Origin of the sequence: Thermogutta sp. (assembly GCF_014359955.1) — a bacterium.
Lineage (GTDB): Bacteria > Planctomycetota > Planctomycetia > Pirellulales > Thermoguttaceae > Thermogutta.
Window position 1 is genome coordinate 1 of the sequence record NZ_JACIYL010000010.1, and the last position, 18,226, is coordinate 18,226.

The window sequence follows — 18,226 nt, forward strand, 5'->3', positions numbered from 1 at the left end:
AAGCATTGGTAGGGGCAATTCATGAATTGCCCCTACCGGTGAACGCTGTGAGTAACCATTCTGTGTGGAGAATCAGATCCCTCCCGACTTCCAACACACGGACCTGACAAGCAGGTCCCTCCGACAACACACGGACCTGACAAGCAGGTCCCTCCGAAACATGTTTTGCCGAAAAAGGTTTTGCGAAGGCTGGAGGGGCACGCTCCTCGTGCCCAACCTGAGACAATACATGATCCGCCGCTGCGAACCGCCGGTGACGAGCAAGTACCTCCGGGTGGAATCCCGGTCCCGGGCGACCCCTTCTCGATGTTTGCGCCCCCGTTGGCAGGGGAAAATGGGGGATGAATCAGGAGCCGGTGGAGGCGACATCATTTTTCCGGGCGGGATTCCGAAAGACAAGCTGTCCCTCGTTCCACGTTCTCTCGGTGCACGGCGACATAGCGGGCGACAGTCTCGACCAGTGTTTTTCTATCCACCGGCTTGGACAGATAATCATCGCACCCCGCAGCCAGGCACGCTTCCCGGTCGCCGACCATGGCGTGAGCGGTCAGCGCGATGATCGGGGTCCGGCATCCCCGACTGCGCAGTTCACGCACCGCGGTGTACCCATCAACGATGGGCATTTGCATATCCATCAGGATGCATTCGAACGGCGTGCCCTGATGCTCCGCCAGTTCGACCATCCGGAGGGCTTCTTCGCCATTGGTTGCGACAGCCACTTGAAATCCCGCCTTGCGAAGAATGAAAGTGAGCAAACGCTGATTATCCGGACCATCCTCTGCCAGAAGAACGCGACCATGGAACGCTGGAACTGGTCCTTTATTCTGACTTTGGGCGTCGGGTTGTGCCTGGGGTGTCCAGGTGGTGATCATGGGGATCCCGTCGAGCGGGCCGGGATCAATAGTGAGTACAAAGGTGCTTCCCTGACCAAGCGTACTCGAAACCGAAATATCTCCGCCTAATAAATGAGCAAGTTTGCGGCTGATTGTCAGGCCCAGGCCTGTACCGCCATGCCGCCGGGCGAGTGACTCTTCTCCCTGAACAAATGCTTCGAAAATCCGTTCGCGATCGGATTCAGGAATTCCCGGTCCGGTGTCCACAACGGCAAAGCACATCTGACGTTTATTCTGTTCGTCCTGCAAATAAAGCTTTAATGTTACTTTGCCCTGATCTGTAAACTTCACCGCATTATTCATCAGATTGACAAGAATCTGCTTCAACCTTACTGGATCGCTGTGAATTTGTTGGGGAACCGGGCCAACGAGTTCGAGGGCCAGGTCAATGTTTTTGGCGGCCGCTTTGACTTTCATGAGGGAGACCGCGTCATGGGCGATTTCGACAGGATGGCACGGCTGACGTGCGACGGAGAATTTGCCCGACTCGATTTTTGACAGGTCCAGAATATCGTTGATCAGGTTGAGCAGATGTTCACCATTCCGGCGGATAATGGCCAGATAACTGGCACGCTGTTCGGGAGTGGTATCCTCGTCTGCGAGGAAATCGAGGTATCCCAGGATGGCCGACATGGGCGTACGGATCTCGTGGCTCATGTTGGCGAGAAAGACGCTTTTGGCACGGTTGGCGGCCTCGGCGGCATCACAGGCCTGTTGAAGTTGCTCCGTCCGTTCCCGAACGCGTTCTTCGAGCTTTTCGTTCGTTTCCCGAAGTGCGGCTTCGGCCTGCTCGATGTAGCCCAGCATGGTGTTGAACTGCTGGGCCAGTTGGCCCAGCTCATCCCGAGAACTGACGTCGACCCGCATCGAGTAATCGCCGGTCCGCGTGATTTCTTCCATGGTCTTTTGAAGACGTGTGACATGCATGAGGAGGGCCTGTTGGAAATACACGGTGACCCAGGCGGAAAATGCACCGGCAAGGGCAAACACCCCAACCATCACAGAAAGGTAGAGAGCGATGTTTTGCCAGGCGCTGCGGAGTGAAGCTTCCACAAAGACATGGCCCGCCAAATGGTTATGGTGCACAATAGGCACAAGGACGGTGAGCCGGCTGAGCGGCGGGCTGCGTCGCGCTTGCAGGTCGGACAGACGGAGTGGAAGCGGTTTGAGTTCGCTTGTGAGAGTCGGAGAGAGTGTGGTTACGAACAGGTGACCGTCGGCGTCATAAATGGCGGCCCGCATGACATCTCGTTTAGAAAAGGTGCTTTGCAGCAGTTCTGCCGCGGTTTCCCGGTCTTCGAACTCCACGGCGGCCGAGGCGTTTGCGGCGACCACACCGGCGAGAGCACGGAGTTGTGCCGCCTCATGGTGGAGTGCCAGATGGACCTGAAGCGCGATGACGGCGAGACTGACAATCACGAACGCGCTTCCCAGCGTGGTGGCAAAGATCAGGCGAAGCTTCGTGCGCAGAGGGCGATCCAGAAACCACTGCAGATTCCTCCGATGCAGCGGCAGAGCGTTCAGTGACTTGGCGAGCCGGGTGAAGATGCGGCGGATCCCCGATGTTCGGTAATGGGACAAACGTCTTATCTCACGAGTCGCGCAATCTGAATGAGTTTCGAACTGATCTTTAGACCCTGAACCTGAGCCTGTGATGCATTGATCTCCAGACGTACCTTGTTTTCCACGATGACGAAATTGATGGTACCACCCCATTCGAGAAATCCCTCTGTTTCACCGACCAAGAGGACACCTTTGACGGGGATGGTCTGCAAAATATTCCGTTGAACTTCCGCGGGGACACCTCTAGGAAAGTATAGAATATGACAGCGCGGAGCCGGATCATCGGGGTTGAGTATCCGAAGTTGTATCGTGCGAGGGGCCGCGTCACTCTGGATCGCCTGACGGAGGTAGGGGCTGATTGGATCAGGCTGATAAACGCCGATGATGAGCGGAGCGTCGGACTCGTTGGCAAGGTCCGGCCATTCGATGTAGCGAGCAAAATTTATAAGAAATGCGGCCTTTATCAGATATTCGCGGTTGATTAATTCTTGCGAATATGCCGGTCCTGACACGACGAAAAGGAGAAATACTGCGGCGCACATGTGATGGCGCAGTAGCCCTGTGCCCCATTGCACGACTGTTTGCGGTGTGTCATGCCGCAAATTGGCTGGATCCATCAGGTCTTCACCAAACTGTTCCCGCTCAATAGCGCAATGTAATACCGCCGTAGACCTCGCTTTGAACTTCCGTGCCGATTACGGCGAGGGAGTCCTGCTGGGACCATTCCCAGTGGGCACTGTCGAACAGGTTCCGGCCCACCACGAAAACCTCCGCATATTTCGATAGCTGCCGCGCCAGGCGAATATCGGCTACAAGGTAACGAGGTACGTTGGGACTACCGACGTTGTCAACATAGCGCAGGATCATGTCCATCTGCCATGTCTTCCAGGGTTGTCCTGTCAGCCAAATGAAATAAATGTTCCGTGGCGTTCCTCCTTCCTCCGCTGCCAGGATGACATTTGGTGCTGGCTCAATATTCAGCCTGATAAAACTATACCCCCCGCGGACCGACCAGGTCTCGCTGAATTCCCAGGAACCCGACCATTCGAACCCATACGTTTGCGCCCTGGTCCCGTTGGTCCAGGTGACGGGAACAATGACGGCGGGCCAGCCGCCGGGGGTGCTCCCACCGATCGGTGTTAGAGGCAGATAACCGCGCAGGTCGTCGTAGTCGTTATAAAAGACGGATAGGTCCCAGTAGAACGTTTTGACCGGCTGCCGGCGCAGGCCAATTTCGTAGCTGAGAAGGCTTTCGCTTTTAAAGTGGGGATTTCCCTGAACAACGGCGAATTGCGGCAGCGGTCCGGGCAAAATGTCGTAGAGAAGGACCAACTCGAGATCAGAGTCAGCGCGCGAGGGACTTCGCACCGCGCGAGAGATGGCTCCCCAAAAAGCCGTTCTCGGGTTCGGTCGCCAGACCACCCGGCCAGTGGGCTGATATTCAAAACCCGTATAATCGTTGTGTTCGAACTTTGATCCAACAAGGAAAAACAATCGCTCGTCGATGACTTCCATTTCGTCCTGGATGAAGTAGCTGAAAAGATCATCCGCCCGCTTGGCCGGATTGAATCCCAGATACCAGGGCTGGGGATTTACGAAATCTTCGGTGTACCTGTACCCAAATCCCCATGTGATAGCGTGACGATCTCCCAGTGGAAAGGAGTGCTGGAAGTCGATGTCGAATATGTCGCGGTCATCCGCGTACAGGAATCCGGTGTTATGACGCTCGGTGCGGTCGTAATAAATTTGGATTGCCCAATTGGAATTCTCATCCACCTGACGCGACCACCGCCACAGAATATTGCCGCCCTCGACGTGGACATCGTCGCGGATCGCGACGCGAAAGGTTGGCGGAAATGAACCGGGGAGACGGGCCCCCTCTCCCGAGTAGCCGTTGTAATAGTCGCCCTGTAACGTGATAAGGTCGTCCTGCGTGGGGGTGTGGTCAATCCGAAATCCAGTTCGGGCCTGGCGCCAGTCGTCCGGTTCGTTCGGTGCAAAAGAGGAAGTTGGCGGAAGATAACCGCCGTCTCTTTCGAACCATTTACCGTAGATTCGGAAAGTCGTTTGATCGTTGATCTTTCCGCCGTAGCGTGCTTCGGCAAATCCCTTTTCTTCTGTTCCAGCCCCCGCTTGGAAGAACGTTCCCTGCGTGTTGCTGGAGTTTTTCGTGATGATATTGACGACCCCGTTGACGGCGTTGGCACCCCACACGCTGGCGCCGGGACCGCGAATGACCTCGATCCGTTCGATATCCTCCAGGAGAAGATCCTGAACGTCCCAGTACACCCCAGAGAAAAGAGGGGTGTAAACGGTGCGACCGTCAATTTGAACGAGAAGTTTGTCGGCAAAACGGTCAGTAAAACCACGGCACGAGATGGCCCATTTGTTGGCATCCATGCGGGCTACGTGGAAGCCGGGAACAAGTCGGAGAAGGTCGGGAATTGTCCGCGCACCCGATCGGCGAATCATTTCGGATGTAATAACGTACACTGCGGCGGGCGAATGCCCGACGTTGCTTTCCTGCCGGGTGACGGTCGTCACCTCTGTTTGAAAAGACGGCGCGACCACATCAAGCTGGGTGAGTTGTTCCACATCGAGCTTGAAAATGTCATAATCCCCTTGGTTCTGTGTGGTGGGCAGATGGTTATCCAGGTTGGGAGGATTTTCCGGGGTAGTGGAAGATGATGGAGCGGCGATTTCCGAAGAATTCCAATCGGCAAACGCTACCATCTGAGGTCGAGACGAGCCCGGTACCAGGCTGCCCAGCAAACCCGCCAAAGCGGCGATGGCGCATGCAGTCCACGGCGACAAGCTGCAACGCCTCCGCCTCATGCTGGCGAAACGATGATCTGTGAATCGGGCCAGAGCTGTCATGCCCGCGTTTTCACCCACACTGCTGGCTGATCGGTTAAAAAAATCCAGGCCAGGTTGAAGTGAACAGCGCTCTTGAGCCGCGGAGGTGTATTCACAGATGCTGCGAGCGTCGCCCAATGTGTGGCATCGTCAAGAAGAGCAGAAAATGTGAAAAAGTTTGGGCTGATCGCCAGAAGTGACCTGGGTCCAGCCGGAGAAACCACGTCGGCGGGCTGGAATTTTCGCCCGATGCGGATTCGGGGAGGTCACTCGTTCGGTGTGGTTGGCGGTATACTGGATTGTTCTGGTGCCCGCATACCGCGGAGCCTGCACGGCGCGGAAGTGGTGGGGTTGCACCCCCACAGAGTGGACTGTGTGAAATGGACGATTGAGCGTGGCGGCTATGACTCTTACTCGCCAGGAAATTGAAAAAGTGGCCTTTTTGGCCAGGCTGATTCTCACGCCCGAGGAACTCGACGAGATGACCGGGCAGCTCGGGCGGGTCCTGGAATACATGGCTTTGTTGAACGAGGTCGATACCGAGGGAGTGGAACCACTGGCCCATGCCGTGGAATTTGCCAATGTTTTTCGCGAGGACCATGTAGAAAAAAGCCTGGATCGTGAAGTAGCACTGGCGAATGCCCCCCATCGGGATGACGAGTGTTACCTCGTTCCTGCGGTGTTGGGCGATGTGTGAGCTTTCAATGGTCCTTGCTTCGGGTAATCATTCCGATTGGCGATGACGAGTCTCAATAGATTCCCGTTTGACACATCTGTCACCGAGCTCCTGGTGGCCCTTCGTGACGGGCGCGTTACCTCACAGGATCTGGTCCAGGCGGCGCTGGCTCAGATCGAGAGATACGATCGGCGCGTGGGGGCGTTCCTTGCGGTGCGGGGCGAGAAGGCCATGGATCAGGCAAGGGAGGTCGATCGGCGGCGGGCCCGAGGAGAAAAACTCGGCCCACTGGCCGGGCTTCCTGTGGCAGTTAAAGACAACCTCTGTATGGAAGGGGAGCCAACCACGTGCGCTTCGCGGATGCTGGCGCGTTTTGTCCCGCCTTATGATGCCACGGTGGTGGCGCGGCTCAAGGCCGCGGACGCCATCATCATTGGCAAGACCAACCTTGACGAATTCGCGATGGGTGGGTCAACGGAAACGTCGGCCTTTCAAAAAACCCGCAACCCCTGGGATCTGGAACGGATACCCGGCGGCTCGAGTGGAGGTGCGGCGGCCTGTGTGGCCGCACGAATGGTGCCGCTTTCGGTCGGCAGCGATACAGGCGGTTCGATACGGCAACCCGCAGCGCTTTGCGGCGTGACCGGGTTGAAGCCCACCTATGGTCGGGTGAGTCGTTTCGGGCTTGTCGCATTTGCCAGCAGTCTCGATCAGATTGGGCCTTTGGCTCAGTCCGCCGAAGACTGCGCTTTGCTGCTGGAGGTCCTGGCGGGCCACGATCCCCGGGATGCCACGTCAATCAACAGATCGGTCCCCCCCTATCGTGAAGTGATCTCGCACCGGCCGGAGTCCATCAAGATCGGCTATGTTCCGGAAATGCTCAGCGACGGTGTGTCGCCTGACGTTGTCCGGACTATGGAAGAAGCACTGAACGTCTTTCGATCATTAGGAGCAGAAATCCGGGAGGTCAGGCTGCCCCATGCCCGATACGCCGTGGCCACGTACTACATCATCGCGTGCAGTGAGGCCTCCAGTAATCTTGCCCGCTATGACGGCGTGCATTACGGATATCGGACCGACGAAAAGGCCATGCTGGCGGAACTGGCCGAGGAACGCCGGCGCCTGCAGCAAGAGGGCAATCTGGCTGCGCTGGATGATCTCGACACGGCCCTGGTCAGGCTCTACCGGAAGACTCGGGCGGAAGGGTTCGGGGCGGAGGTCAAACGGCGGATCATGCTCGGGACGTACGCGCTGAGTGCCGGTTATTATGACGCCTATTATCTCAAGGCGCTGAAGGTTCGACGGCTAATCCGCCAGGACTACGACCGGGCGTTTGAAACGGTGGATATGATTCTCGGGCCGGTGACACCGGCACCGGCCTTCCGGATTGGCGAGAAAATCAACGATCCGTTGGCGATGTACCTTTTTGATCTGTTTACAGTAAGTGGCAATCTCGCCGGGATTCCAGCCCTGGCCTTCCCAGCGGGATTGAGCACAGAAGGACTGCCCATCGGAGTGCAGCTTCAGGGACCACCGCTTTCTGAAGAGCGATTACTGCAAATGGGGCATCTGTTTCAGCAGGTGACGGACTGGCACCGGCGTCGTCCGCCGTTGATCGAAGACAGTCCACAGCCGGCTTGAAACGACCCCCCGGCAGCCTTGATTAACCCGCTACGAAATATTCACGCGTGACAGGATCGAACAGGACTGGGTGATAAAGATCAGATGAGCATGGGCGACAGACCCTATAAGATTGTGATCGGTTTGGAAGTCCACGTGCAGTTGCTCACGGAGAGCAAACTTTTTTGTGGATGTTCCACGAAATTCGGGGCCCCGCCGAACACGCAGACCTGTCCTGTGTGCATCGGGATGCCCGGGGTTCTGCCCGTGATGAATCGTAAGGCGTTCGAACTCGCGGTGAAGACGGGCCTTGCGCTCAATGGCGAGATTGCTCGATTTAGTAAGTGGGACCGAAAAAATTACTACTATCCCGATTTGCCCAAGGGCTATCAGATCAGTCAGTACGACCTGCCCATCTGTCGCGGGGGTTACCTGGATATTCCTGCTGAAGACGGCGAGGGAACACGACGGATTGGGATCATTCGTGTCCATCTGGAGGAAGATGCCGGCAAAAGCATGCATGATGAAAAAGCCGGCCGGGCAGACAGCCGGATCGATTTGAATCGGGCGGGGACGCCCCTTTTGGAGATCGTCACCAAGCCAGATTTGCACTCACCGACGGAGGCGAAAACGTTTCTCACCGAGCTGAAGTTGCTTCTCAATTATCTGGAAGTTTCCGACTGCAACATGCAGGAGGGAAGTCTGCGGGTGGATGCCAACATCAATCTTCATATTCCTACCGATGACGGTGGTCACGTGGCCACGCCCATCGTGGAAGTGAAAAACATGAACAGCTTTCGGGCGGTGGAGCGAGCACTCACCTACGAGGCGCAACGGCAGTACGAAGCGTTTTTGGAAACCGGGCACAAACTGGGAGATGTGCCCAAGCAGACCCGTGGCTGGGATGAAGACGCCCAAATAACACGACCTCAGCGCTCCAAAGAGGAGTCCAGCGATTATCGATATTTCCCAGAGCCGGATCTGGTACCGGTCACGATCACCGAGGAAGAATTGGAACGCATTCGCGCAACCCTAGGCGAATTGCCGGCGGAGATCCGTCGCCGATTGCAAACAACCTACCAGATCACGGCATACGATAGTGATGTGATCGTCAATCAGGGACGGGCATTCGTGGACTACTACTGCCGTTTGGCGCAGGGATGCGGGGATGGGAAAATGGCTGCCAACTGGGTGCAGCAGGATGTCCTCCGGACGCTCAATGAGCGCCAATGGACAATCGCGCAATTTCCTGTAAGTGCGGACAACCTCGCGGAGCTTCTTCGGAAGGTGCGGGCGGGTGAACTGGACACGGCCAAGGCCAGGATGGTCTTCGCGGAGATGGTGGAGCAACGTTGCTCGGCGGCGGAAGCCGTTCAGCGATTGGGAATTGTACAGGTGGACGAAGGCGAATTGCGCCGCCTGTGTGAGGAACTGGTCGCCGCCAATCCCCGGGTGGTCGCAGAAGTGAAAGCGGGGAAAGATAAGGCGATCGGCAGCCTCGTTGGTCAGGCGAAAAAACGCAATCCGAATGTCAACCCTGCTCGGGTGAAAGAAATCTGCCTCGAATTGATCCAGCGGCAAGCCTGAATAACCGCCTTTGCCTCAGTCAATGCGGCGTGACTCGGAGAAGCTCTTCCTGGCGGAGGGTTCACATCGAAGGTTTCTGACGGTGGAGGACAAAACGGCGGTATGGCACCTCTTGTAACGCTCACGACGGATTTTGGCCGGGACAGTATCTACGTCGCCCAGTTGAAGGCAGTCCTGCTGTCGATCAATCGGCAACTCTCCCTTGTGGATGTTACCCATGAAATTCCGCCTCAAGATGTGGTCAGCGGGGCATGGATTCTGCGTCACACGGTACCTTACTTCCCGGCAGGCAGTTTTCATCTGGCGGTGATTGATCCGGGCGTGGGAACCGAGCGACGGTGTCTGGCGGTAGATTGGGAAGGCCGGTACATCGTGGCACCTGACAATGGTTTGCTGACATTCCTCGTCCGGTCGTCGCCTCCCCGACGAGCCGTGTGGCTGGAGAATCGCGCGTACTTTCGTTCGGAGGTCAGCAGCACGTTCCACGGCCGGGACCTGATGGGACCGGCGCTGGCCTGGTTGACGCATGGTGTTCCACTGGAGGAACTTGGACCGCCCACGCAAAAGTGGGTGGAACTTTCCGGTGACTGGCAGCCTCGTGTTGGCGATCGTGAAATCCAGGGCCGGATTGTATTTATCGATCGCTTTGGCAATTTAATCACGAATATAGGGAAAGATTGCTGGCCCCGGCAAATAAGGCCTTTGATTAAAGTAGGAGCCTATCAATTTACAGAGCTCAGCCGGACGTATGGTGAGCGTGCGCCGGGTGATCTGATTGCGCTGTTTGGCTCGCAGGGATATTTGGAAATTGCTGTCGTCAACGGGAGTGCGGCCGAGCAGACGAAACTCGTTGTGGGCACACCTGTTTTGGTGACGTGGTAAAAGAAACGATGGACGAGAAAGAAAAAGAATTGCTCCGCCAGTGGGACCGCACAATTTATTGGCATGCGTTTACTCAAATGGCGGAGTATGAGCCATTTATTATCGAGCGTGCCCAGGGATGTCGGCTCATCGATATTGATGGGCGAGAGTATATCGACGGGGTTGCCAGCCTCTGGTGCAATGTGCACGGGCATCGACATCCCCGGTTGGATCAGGCTATTCGGGAACAGTTAGACAGGGTGGCGCACGTGACTTCCCTGGGCTGTTCCAATCCAACTACTATCCGTCTGGCAAAACGCCTGACCGAGATTGCCCCGACAGGGCTGAATCATGTGTTCTTCGCGGACAGCGGTGCCGGGGCGGTGGAGGTGGCTCTCAAGGTGGCGTTTCAGTACTGGCGTCAGATTCCTGATCCTCAACCGCAGAAGACAGTCTTCCTGGCACTCGGCGAGGCCTATCACGGAGACACGCTGGGCGCGGTAAGCGTGGGGGGAGTGGATCGGTTCAACGCCGTGTTTCAGCCGCTTATGTTCCCCACAATTCGGCTGCCCTGTCCCGACACGTATCGAACACCCGAGGGAGTCTCGCCCGAGAGGCTGGCTGAGTACTATCTCGGGCAGCTCGAGGAGGTGTTGCGCCGCGAACACAAACGCATCGTCGGCATGATCATGGAGCCCCTGGTGCAATGCGCCGCGGGTATGGTCGTTCATCCACCCGGGTATTTACGGGGGGTTCGGGAGTTGACCAGGAAATATGGGGTGTTGCTCATTGCCGACGAGGTGGCGGTGGGATTCGGTCGAACCGGCCGGATGTTCGCCTGCGAGCATGAGGAGGTAACTCCGGATTTGCTCTGTTTGGGAAAGGGGATCACGGGCGGGTATCTGCCCGTCGCCGCTACCCTGGTCACAGACGAGATCTACAACGCATTCCTGGGTGATTACGCTTCGCTGCGGACGTTCTTCCACGGTCATACGTACGGCGGGAATCCGCTGGGGGCAGCCGTGGCCCTGGCAAATCTCGACGTGTTCGAGGAAGAGCGCACTCTAGAACAACTTCCCCCCAAAATCGAGCGGCTGGCCAGCCATCTGCAAAGGATCGCCGAACGGCCCCATGTGGGCCACGTGCGGCAGTGTGGGCTGATTGCCGGCATCGAGTTGGTCGAGGACAAGGCCACCAAACGGCCGTATCCCTGGACGGAGCGCCGCGGGTGGCAGGTCTGCCAGTACGTCCGACAGGAGGGTGTTTTCCTTCGACCGCTGGGCGACGTGATCGTCATTTTCCCACCGCTGGCGATCAGCCTGGAGGAAATCGACCACATCTGCCAGGCCGTGGAGCGCGGCATTATCGCCGTGACGGAGTAAGCACCTCCGGCTTGGGGGCTTGCCCGCATCGGGCAGGCACGATACCGTGGCGCGGCCTTCACAACGTAACGGTTACCAGTTCAATCCCTTCCCCGGCACCGAGGTTGCGCGAATATTTCTTTTCTCGGGGATTATTCCAGTGCTCATGAACGCCCAGACTGGGCAGGCGTTCCGTGGGTTCAGGGTGATTGGGGTCGTAGAACGTTCCCGAAGGCGGCCTGTCGGCGAGAGCCGCCTCGTGGAGATAATCGTCCACACCTCCTTTGCGTGGGAATGGCGTGCCTTCTGCATACAAAAAGTCGAAGGCGACCGAGTCGATGGCCACGGGATCCTGTGATGCGAATAAGCTGCACGACCATTGGTCTTCCATGGGTGGAATATGCATTTTCTGCGGAACAGGATCACGCGGATGCACTCCGGAAAAGAGGCCATCAATCAGGTACAACACCGTCTTGCCGCCGAGATGAGCGTGCCCCATCAAATCCACCAGCGGGCGATAGATCCGGGGAGTATTCGAGAAGCAATGGGGATGCATGTCGTAATAATTCTCCTGAACAGGCCAGCGAATGAGCGATCCGTAGTGGTTTTTGGCGCAGAGTGTGACGCCGGCCCCGCTGTGGGCTTTGAAGTTCGCGAAATTGATCAGATAGTCAGCCTCGGCGAAGCATCTGGGAATGACGTCCTGGGCCACTCCCTGTGGCCGTGAACTCCAGTAGAGGGGGACTTCTGACGCTTCAACTTTAATTCGTCCAAACTTCCCAGCATAGTCCACATATTGAACGTCTCTATAATGGGCGTGAAGGATGTCATAGTATTCATGGACGAGATAAGCGAGGGTATCGCAAATCGTGATATCAGCAGGCTTGACCCCCACTTCATCCACCAGTTGTCGAAGGAGCGCAAGAATCATATGCGGTGACGTGTTCATGTAATTTTCGCGCCTGATGAAGCGGTAGGTTTCAGGATCAACGACGTTTTCTCGAAAGATCATCCCCACCCAATTCGGCTTGATGGCAATCTTCTGGCCCGGCTGATACCCCTGAGCGACACCCTGGCGGGTGGTATTGAAATGGCGGAAAAGTTTGTCCCAGGCTTCTTTGACGGTGTTTGCTCCGGTAAGATGGCAGACTGCCTGGTCCATCATCTGGTTGACGCGGTCCTGCTTGACGTGATTTCCTTCCCACCACCGGCCGTCATCGGGCCCTTTCCATTCCACCACCCCGGGATCATGCGTCCAGACCACACGACCGGGAAATATTCCCTTTCCTTTGCCAATAGGTTTGAGGGGGACGGGCTGATCCGAAACGGCCTCTTCCGCACGGCCAACCTTCGTCGCAGTGAAAAGGCCCACAAAGGCTGCGGAGCTGCCGATGAATTGACGGCGACTGACGGATGACAAATCGGGTGCCTCGGCGGCGTACGGACAATGGCGATGATCCGACATGACTGGCCCTCCCTTTACAAAGAAGACAAATGACGCACGTGTTCTTCCCGGTAGCCTCAATATACTGCTTTTCGTGGCCCAGGAGAATCTTTCTGATTGGGTTGCTTGGCCAATCGCTGCCCGAAGGTACCATAGCCGCGGGAAAGCGCCTGCCAATCGGACGGCTTTTAACTCTGTGGAAAGGGCGAGCGTGGCACTTTTGGGCTGACAAATAAAAAGGGAAGCCATTGGCCCTTTCCCCGGCGGACATGCGTTGGCCGTGGTCGTGCGCGATCAATGGAGGTGGTCAACCACTCTCTTTGATGTCAAACACATCGTCGGGAGACAGCGTGGGAGTGTGATGGCTCTCCGGGCCGGTTGTCTGCTGGGTGTGTCCCTCGCCCCCTGACCCGGTCGGTTTGGGACCCGCGCAAGGACGCTTCAGAAAGGCAATCCAGCCCATGATTCCTTTGGCGTCCTTGTAATACTCCACCGCCACAAGCTCCCAACCCTGCTGGCCCACGGCATTGAGTTCGTCCTGAAGGGCCAGCTCGGAGCGTCGCGTCAGAAACATGTACTCCCATCGCTGCTGTGCCTGGATGATTGCCGTTTTCGTCATGCGCCACCTCCTTCTGCCAGAAGACAAACCAAATGGGTCAATTGAAACAGGGTGAACGACCCGGGTTCGTGGTTTGTGCTGTTAATGAACACCAAGCAGCGATGACTCTCTGGCCCCCCTTAATCTAATCCGGCCCAGAGCAGTTGAAAAGTTGCGGCAGGGTGCCGGTGGGCCAGTCACGAGTCGCCCTACCGGAATCCGACGGTTTTCCTTGTGTTTGAAGCCCTGGAGGGGCAATTCATGAATTGCCCCTACAACACATTGAGCTTTTGGCCCCTCTCAGCTCCAAACCACAAGTGGGGATGAGGCAAAAGGACCTCCGGCCGTAAGCCAGGTCAACTATTGGAAGAAGGGGTCGGCACCAGAGGGTTGCCCGTGTACGGATTGAGATCAACCCCATTTGTGGGCAGCACGTCCAGCGGTACCGTCACGCGCACAGTCGTGCCCTGCTGTGGCTGCGAGGTAATCTCTGCCCAGCCGCCGAGGAGTTTAGCGCGATCGCGGATGGAATGAATACCGTAATGCCCCGCGGGGATTCGCTCGACGTCAAATCCACTTCCCCAGTCACGCACCTCAATTTCCAGGGTGGAATCCTGCTGCCGGAGTGAGACGGCCACCCGGGGACTTCCGCTGTGCCGCGCCGCATTGAGCACCGCTTCCTGCACGATGCGGAACAGATGCATTTCCATGGGGGCGGCCAGGCGTACGAACTGCGTTTCGTGATGGAATTCGATGTCGATGTGATGACGCGCCCGAATCTCTTGAAAGAAAGTTTCCAGAGCTGGGATCAGCCCACCTTCTTCGAGAAGGTCCGGGCGAAGTCCCCGAATCAGCCGCCGGGCTTCGGCGATGGCGTTCCGGATAAGATGGATGGCGCGATCGAGAAAACTCTCCGCTTCCTGGGGAGTTGTATTTCGTAGATGGCGGTAGGTCTCCAGGCTCATGAGCGCGCCGGTTGCCTGCTGAATGAATCCGTCGTGGATTTCGTAAGCGATCGCTTCGTTCTGCCGCTCCTGGAGCTCCCAGACTTCGTTGAGCAGCCGTTTTTCTGTTCGCCGCCAGGCTTGTTTCTCCGAATGCCAGTCCTGACGGGCCTGTTCGAGTTCCTCTTCAATCTGTCGCCAAGTTGTCACGTCGGTGATATATCCGGTGAGGAAAGCCACCTCACCCTCCTCGTCATAGACTGCCGATCCTTGTTCCCAAACCCATTTAACGTCACCGGAAGCCGTGCGGATGCGGTAGACCAGGCGATACGGCCGGCGCTCCCTGACCGCCTTCTGGACTTCCTGCCAAACTTTTTCACGGTCCTCTGGAACGATGAGCTCCGCGTAGGCCCTCCGTCGGTTTCCAATGAGGTCTTCCGGAGCATAACCCGTCAACTCTCGGCAGCCGTTGCTGATGTACTCCATGGTCCACTGAGGATCATTGCGACACTGATACACCACCCCGGGAAGAGTTTGCAGAAGCCCGCTGAGGCGGTGTGTTTCAAGCTCCATGAACGTTTGATAGCGATAGGCGCCCTGAAGAACCGGCTCGATAAGCACCACGCCGGCAAGAGAGGCCAGGGAAATCAGCAACCCTACCGATTCGGAAATAAGGTCCTGGGGAAGTCCCAGCCAGCTTTCGGCCAGCACGCTGAAGCTGCGAACCACCATCAGGACCATGGCCACAGCAAGAAGCAGCCAGCCCCAACCCGGCCGAAACCGGCTGGCGATCCGCAGGGCAACCCAGGCGGCCGCGGCCTGGCATAGGAGGGAAATGACGACGACAATGATCACAAACATCTAAAGTCCACGCAGTGTGAGAGAAAAGGATACTTTGTTTGCAAAAACGCACTATTTTTCAGTACGTTGCGGCGAACGTTACGGTGCACGGATGGTCTTGCAGCGGCCGTGAACCGCAAAAGCTATCACGAATTTCGGTGCCCGTGAGTCACGTGAGTCATACGAGCATGAACTGCCGCCTTTTCAAGCGTTGCACCCGCCCATGAATTGACCGTGCAATGTGAACTATAGCCCCCCATCGTTGTGTGTCAATAACCCGAATAAGGGGAGCCCGCGGTGTGAAACACACCGCCCTTTTCCAACCATGCGGTGGACCTATTTCTGTGCTAGATTTTTTGAGCTTGCCCACGCAACAGACAATAAGCCCCCTTGTTGGTGGGGTATTTGTGATCTTCGAATTGCTCCGGAAGGGGCTCCACGGTTAATGTAAGTCACCGGACTCTGCGGACAAAATTAAGAAAGCTGAAATAAAGAAAAAAGGAGGCCAGCCGTGAGGATCGCGATGATAGGCACTGGTTACGTGGGGCTTGTGACCGGCACGTGCTTCGCCGAAACCGGCAACGATGTCATCTGCGTAGATTGCGATGCTGAAAAAATTCGACTCCTGCAGGCGGGCGAATGTCCGATCTACGAGCCCGGTTTGGAAGAACTCCTCCAGCGAAATATAGCGGCAGGCCGTCTGCGCTTTACCACAGATTTGCCTAGCGCCGTCCGATGGGCAAAACTCATCTTCATTGCCGTGGGAACACCGCCCCGGGATGACGGCTCTGTCGATTTGTCGGCCCTTTGGGCGGTCGTCGAGGAGATGGCTCCCCACCTCGCCGAGGACGCCATCGTGGTGATCAAGAGCACGGCGCCGGTCGGAACGAACGCGGCGGTCACCGCCAGGCTCCGCGAACTCACCGGCCGCTCCGTGGATGTGGCCACCAATCCCGAGTTTCTGAAAGAGGGTGCGGCCGTGGAAGATTTCATGAAGCCCGACCGCGTGGTAGTGGGGGCACGGCGGGAGGAGGTCCTGGAAGTCCTCTGGGATCTCTACCAGCCTTATCTGCGTACGGACAAGCCTCTGCTTTTCATGTCACCGGAAAGTGCCGAAATGACCAAGTACGCGGCCAACGCGATGCTCGCCACAAAGATCAGTTTCATCAACGAAATCGCGGCCATCTGCGAGCGGACGGGAGCCGATATCAACGATGTTCGCCGGGGAATCGGGCACGACAGCCGGATCGGTTTTGCGTTTCTGTTCCCGGGCGTTGGCTACGGAGGCAGTTGCTTTCCCAAAGACGTTCGGGCCTTGGCGGCCGTGGCTCGCGCTCACGATGTGACCCCGCGGATTCTGGAGGCCACGCACCAGGTCAACGAACATCAAAAAGCAATTCTCCTCCGCAAAATCCGGGAGCACTTCGGCGGTGCTCTTTCGGACAAAACGATTGCCATCTGGGGGCTTGCCTTCAAACCGGGAACGGACGACATTCGCGAGGCGCCATCTTTGGTCTTGATTGATGGCCTGCTCCAGCACGGGGCGGCTCTGCGAGTGTATGACCCGGAAGCGATGGAGAACGTCCGCAAACGCTACGGAAACCGGCTCACGTACTGTCAGCAACGGGATGAAGCCCTGGATGGTGCCGACGCCCTGGTGATCGTGACGGAATGGAAGCAGTTCATCCACCCTGACTTCGACGAGATGAAGCGCCGATTGAAACGGCCGGTCATCTTCGACGGACGAAATATCTACAATCCTCATCGCATGAAGGATCTTGGCTTCACCTATTACAGCATTGGACGACCGCCGGTCAGACCGTAATCTGTTGCCGGGGCCCCGATGTGGTCCCTAACTGCCAACAGGCCGCGGAGCCGAAGCGAGAATGCGTTTGACTGATTCGCACACGGACGGTTAAAATGACAATAACGCCGCTGCGGTATCGGCAGTGAGTGTGCCCGGAAACCGTGCGAGTATCTGGTGAGACTTTTCCTCGCCCGATGGGTGGGCGGTTCTAGTCCAGATAGGGGATGAACTGAGGTAACTTCTCCAGGTCGCTGACGATAACTTGGCAGACGACCGGCCAGAGGCTTATGGAAGAGGGCCGAACGTCGGTCAGTCGGACTGCCAACCCGTCCGCCGTCCGGTAAGTGTGAATCGACTGGCATGATCGAGGGTAACGAGAGAACCGGCACCCCTTCGCGACAGCCGTCACCGGCGAAGCCAGTTCGGCTGGAAGAACAGCCGACGGTGATCACTCCCGCCGAGGCGCTGCTGCCGGTCTCCTCGCCCGAAATTGGCGTGGAAATCCTCACCCCCAGAGTCAGCCCGGGAGCCACCCTCGGTCCTTACGAGATCCTGGAGTATATCGGTGGCGGAGGGATGGGCCGGGTATTTCGGGCGTTCGATGCCCGCCTTTCCCGGGTGGTGGCGCTGAAGGTCCTCACACCCGAGCAGGCTGCGGACCCGCAAACCCTCGCAAGATTCCAGAACGAAGCCCGGTCTGCCGCGCGATTGAACCATCCGGGCATCGTGCAGGTCTATGCGGCGGGTGAGCAGGATGGGGTTCACTACATCGCCTTCGAGTTCATCGAAGGCACCAACCTGCGAAAACTCGTGGAAGAAAAAGGGCCGCTCCCCTGGGTGGATGCCGTGCGATACATCCTTCAGGTGGCCGAGGCCCTCGATCACGCGAGCAGGCGAGGGGTCATCCATCGAGACATCAAACCGTCCAACATCATTGTGACCCACGATGGCCAGGCCAAATTGATCGACCTGGGATTGGCCCGAATTTATCAACCCAGAGGGCCGGCGCAGGATCTGACCAGCAGTGGCACAACTCTGGGGACATTCGACTATATCGCGCCGGAACAGGCGCGAGATCCTCGGCTGGCGGATGTCCGCAGCGACATTTAGTCTTTGGGCTGCACGCTCTTCTTCCTGCTGACGGGCCAGCCTCCGTTCCCCGGTGGAACGGTCCTC

General features: G+C 57.3%; 13 protein-coding genes. 7 read left to right on the plus strand and 6 right to left on the minus strand.

The window, feature by feature from the left end; all coding sequences use genetic code 11:
* Positions 1 to 368: 368 nt before the first annotated feature.
* Genes H5U08_RS00815 through H5U08_RS00825 form a run of 3 tightly spaced genes read right to left on the minus strand, consistent with a single transcriptional unit; the run spans position 369 to position 5,270 of the window.
* On the minus strand, positions 369 to 2,474 hold the full coding sequence (locus H5U08_RS00815) for an ATP-binding protein (RefSeq protein WP_297029173.1): 2,106 nt from the start codon (positions 2,472 to 2,474) through the stop codon (positions 369 to 371).
* A 5-nt stretch (positions 2,475 to 2,479) separates the two neighbouring features.
* Positions 2,480 to 3,073 (minus strand): YfiR family protein, encoded by a 594-nt coding sequence (locus H5U08_RS00820; protein ID WP_297029175.1) that lies wholly within the window; start codon positions 3,071 to 3,073, stop codon positions 2,480 to 2,482.
* 25 nt (positions 3,074 to 3,098) lie between these two features.
* Positions 3,099 to 5,270, minus strand: a complete 2,172-nt coding sequence (locus H5U08_RS00825) for a TonB-dependent receptor (RefSeq protein ID WP_297029177.1) — start codon at positions 5,268 to 5,270, stop codon at positions 3,099 to 3,101.
* A 445-nt stretch (positions 5,271 to 5,715) separates the two neighbouring features.
* On the opposite strand from H5U08_RS00825, the gene gatC reads away from it, so the two are divergent.
* From gatC to bioA, 5 genes are all read left to right on the plus strand, one after another.
* Positions 5,716 to 6,009 carry an Asp-tRNA(Asn)/Glu-tRNA(Gln) amidotransferase subunit GatC gene (gene gatC, locus H5U08_RS00830; RefSeq protein ID WP_297029196.1) on the plus strand — a complete coding sequence of 98 codons (294 nt, stop codon included), beginning with the start codon at positions 5,716 to 5,718 and terminating at the stop codon, positions 6,007 to 6,009.
* A gap of 42 nt (positions 6,010 to 6,051) precedes the next feature.
* Entirely contained in the window at positions 6,052 to 7,629 is a 1,578-nt protein-coding gene (locus tag H5U08_RS00835; RefSeq protein ID WP_297029179.1) for an Asp-tRNA(Asn)/Glu-tRNA(Gln) amidotransferase subunit GatA, read from the plus strand.
* Positions 7,630 to 7,713: 84 nt separating this feature from the next.
* A complete protein-coding gene (gatB, locus tag H5U08_RS00840) occupies positions 7,714 to 9,195 on the plus strand; it encodes an Asp-tRNA(Asn)/Glu-tRNA(Gln) amidotransferase subunit GatB (RefSeq protein ID WP_297029181.1) in 1,482 nt (493 codons plus the stop codon).
* A gap of 102 nt (positions 9,196 to 9,297) precedes the next feature.
* A complete protein-coding gene (locus H5U08_RS00845; RefSeq protein WP_297029183.1) occupies positions 9,298 to 10,077 on the plus strand; it encodes an SAM-dependent chlorinase/fluorinase in 780 nt (259 codons plus the stop codon).
* 8 nt (positions 10,078 to 10,085) lie between these two features.
* Positions 10,086 to 11,438, plus strand: coding sequence for an adenosylmethionine--8-amino-7-oxononanoate transaminase (bioA, locus tag H5U08_RS00850; protein ID WP_297029184.1), 1,353 nt, complete (start codon positions 10,086 to 10,088; stop codon positions 11,436 to 11,438).
* A gap of 58 nt (positions 11,439 to 11,496) precedes the next feature.
* Here the strand turns inward: bioA and H5U08_RS00855 are convergent, their stop codons facing one another.
* From H5U08_RS00855 to H5U08_RS00865, 3 genes are all read right to left on the minus strand, one after another.
* Complete coding sequence (locus H5U08_RS00855) at positions 11,497 to 12,882, minus strand: DUF362 domain-containing protein (RefSeq protein WP_297029186.1); 1,386 nt, start codon at positions 12,880 to 12,882, stop codon at positions 11,497 to 11,499.
* A gap of 286 nt (positions 12,883 to 13,168) precedes the next feature.
* Positions 13,169 to 13,480 carry a hypothetical protein gene (locus H5U08_RS00860; RefSeq protein ID WP_297029188.1) on the minus strand — a complete coding sequence of 104 codons (312 nt, stop codon included), beginning with the start codon at positions 13,478 to 13,480 and terminating at the stop codon, positions 13,169 to 13,171.
* 335 nt (positions 13,481 to 13,815) lie between these two features.
* Positions 13,816 to 15,264: a PAS domain-containing protein gene (locus H5U08_RS00865; protein ID WP_297029190.1), complete on the minus strand. Its 1,449-nt coding sequence runs from the start codon at positions 15,262 to 15,264 to the stop codon at positions 13,816 to 13,818.
* 490 nt (positions 15,265 to 15,754) lie between these two features.
* On the opposite strand from H5U08_RS00865, the gene H5U08_RS00870 reads away from it, so the two are divergent.
* Positions 15,755 to 17,068: a UDP-glucose/GDP-mannose dehydrogenase family protein gene (locus H5U08_RS00870; protein WP_297029192.1), complete on the plus strand. Its 1,314-nt coding sequence runs from the start codon at positions 15,755 to 15,757 to the stop codon at positions 17,066 to 17,068.
* A 342-nt stretch (positions 17,069 to 17,410) separates the two neighbouring features.
* Positions 17,411 to 18,160 (plus strand): serine/threonine-protein kinase, encoded by a 750-nt coding sequence (locus H5U08_RS00875; RefSeq protein WP_297029195.1) that lies wholly within the window; start codon positions 17,411 to 17,413, stop codon positions 18,158 to 18,160.
* Positions 18,161 to 18,226 lie beyond the last annotated feature (66 nt).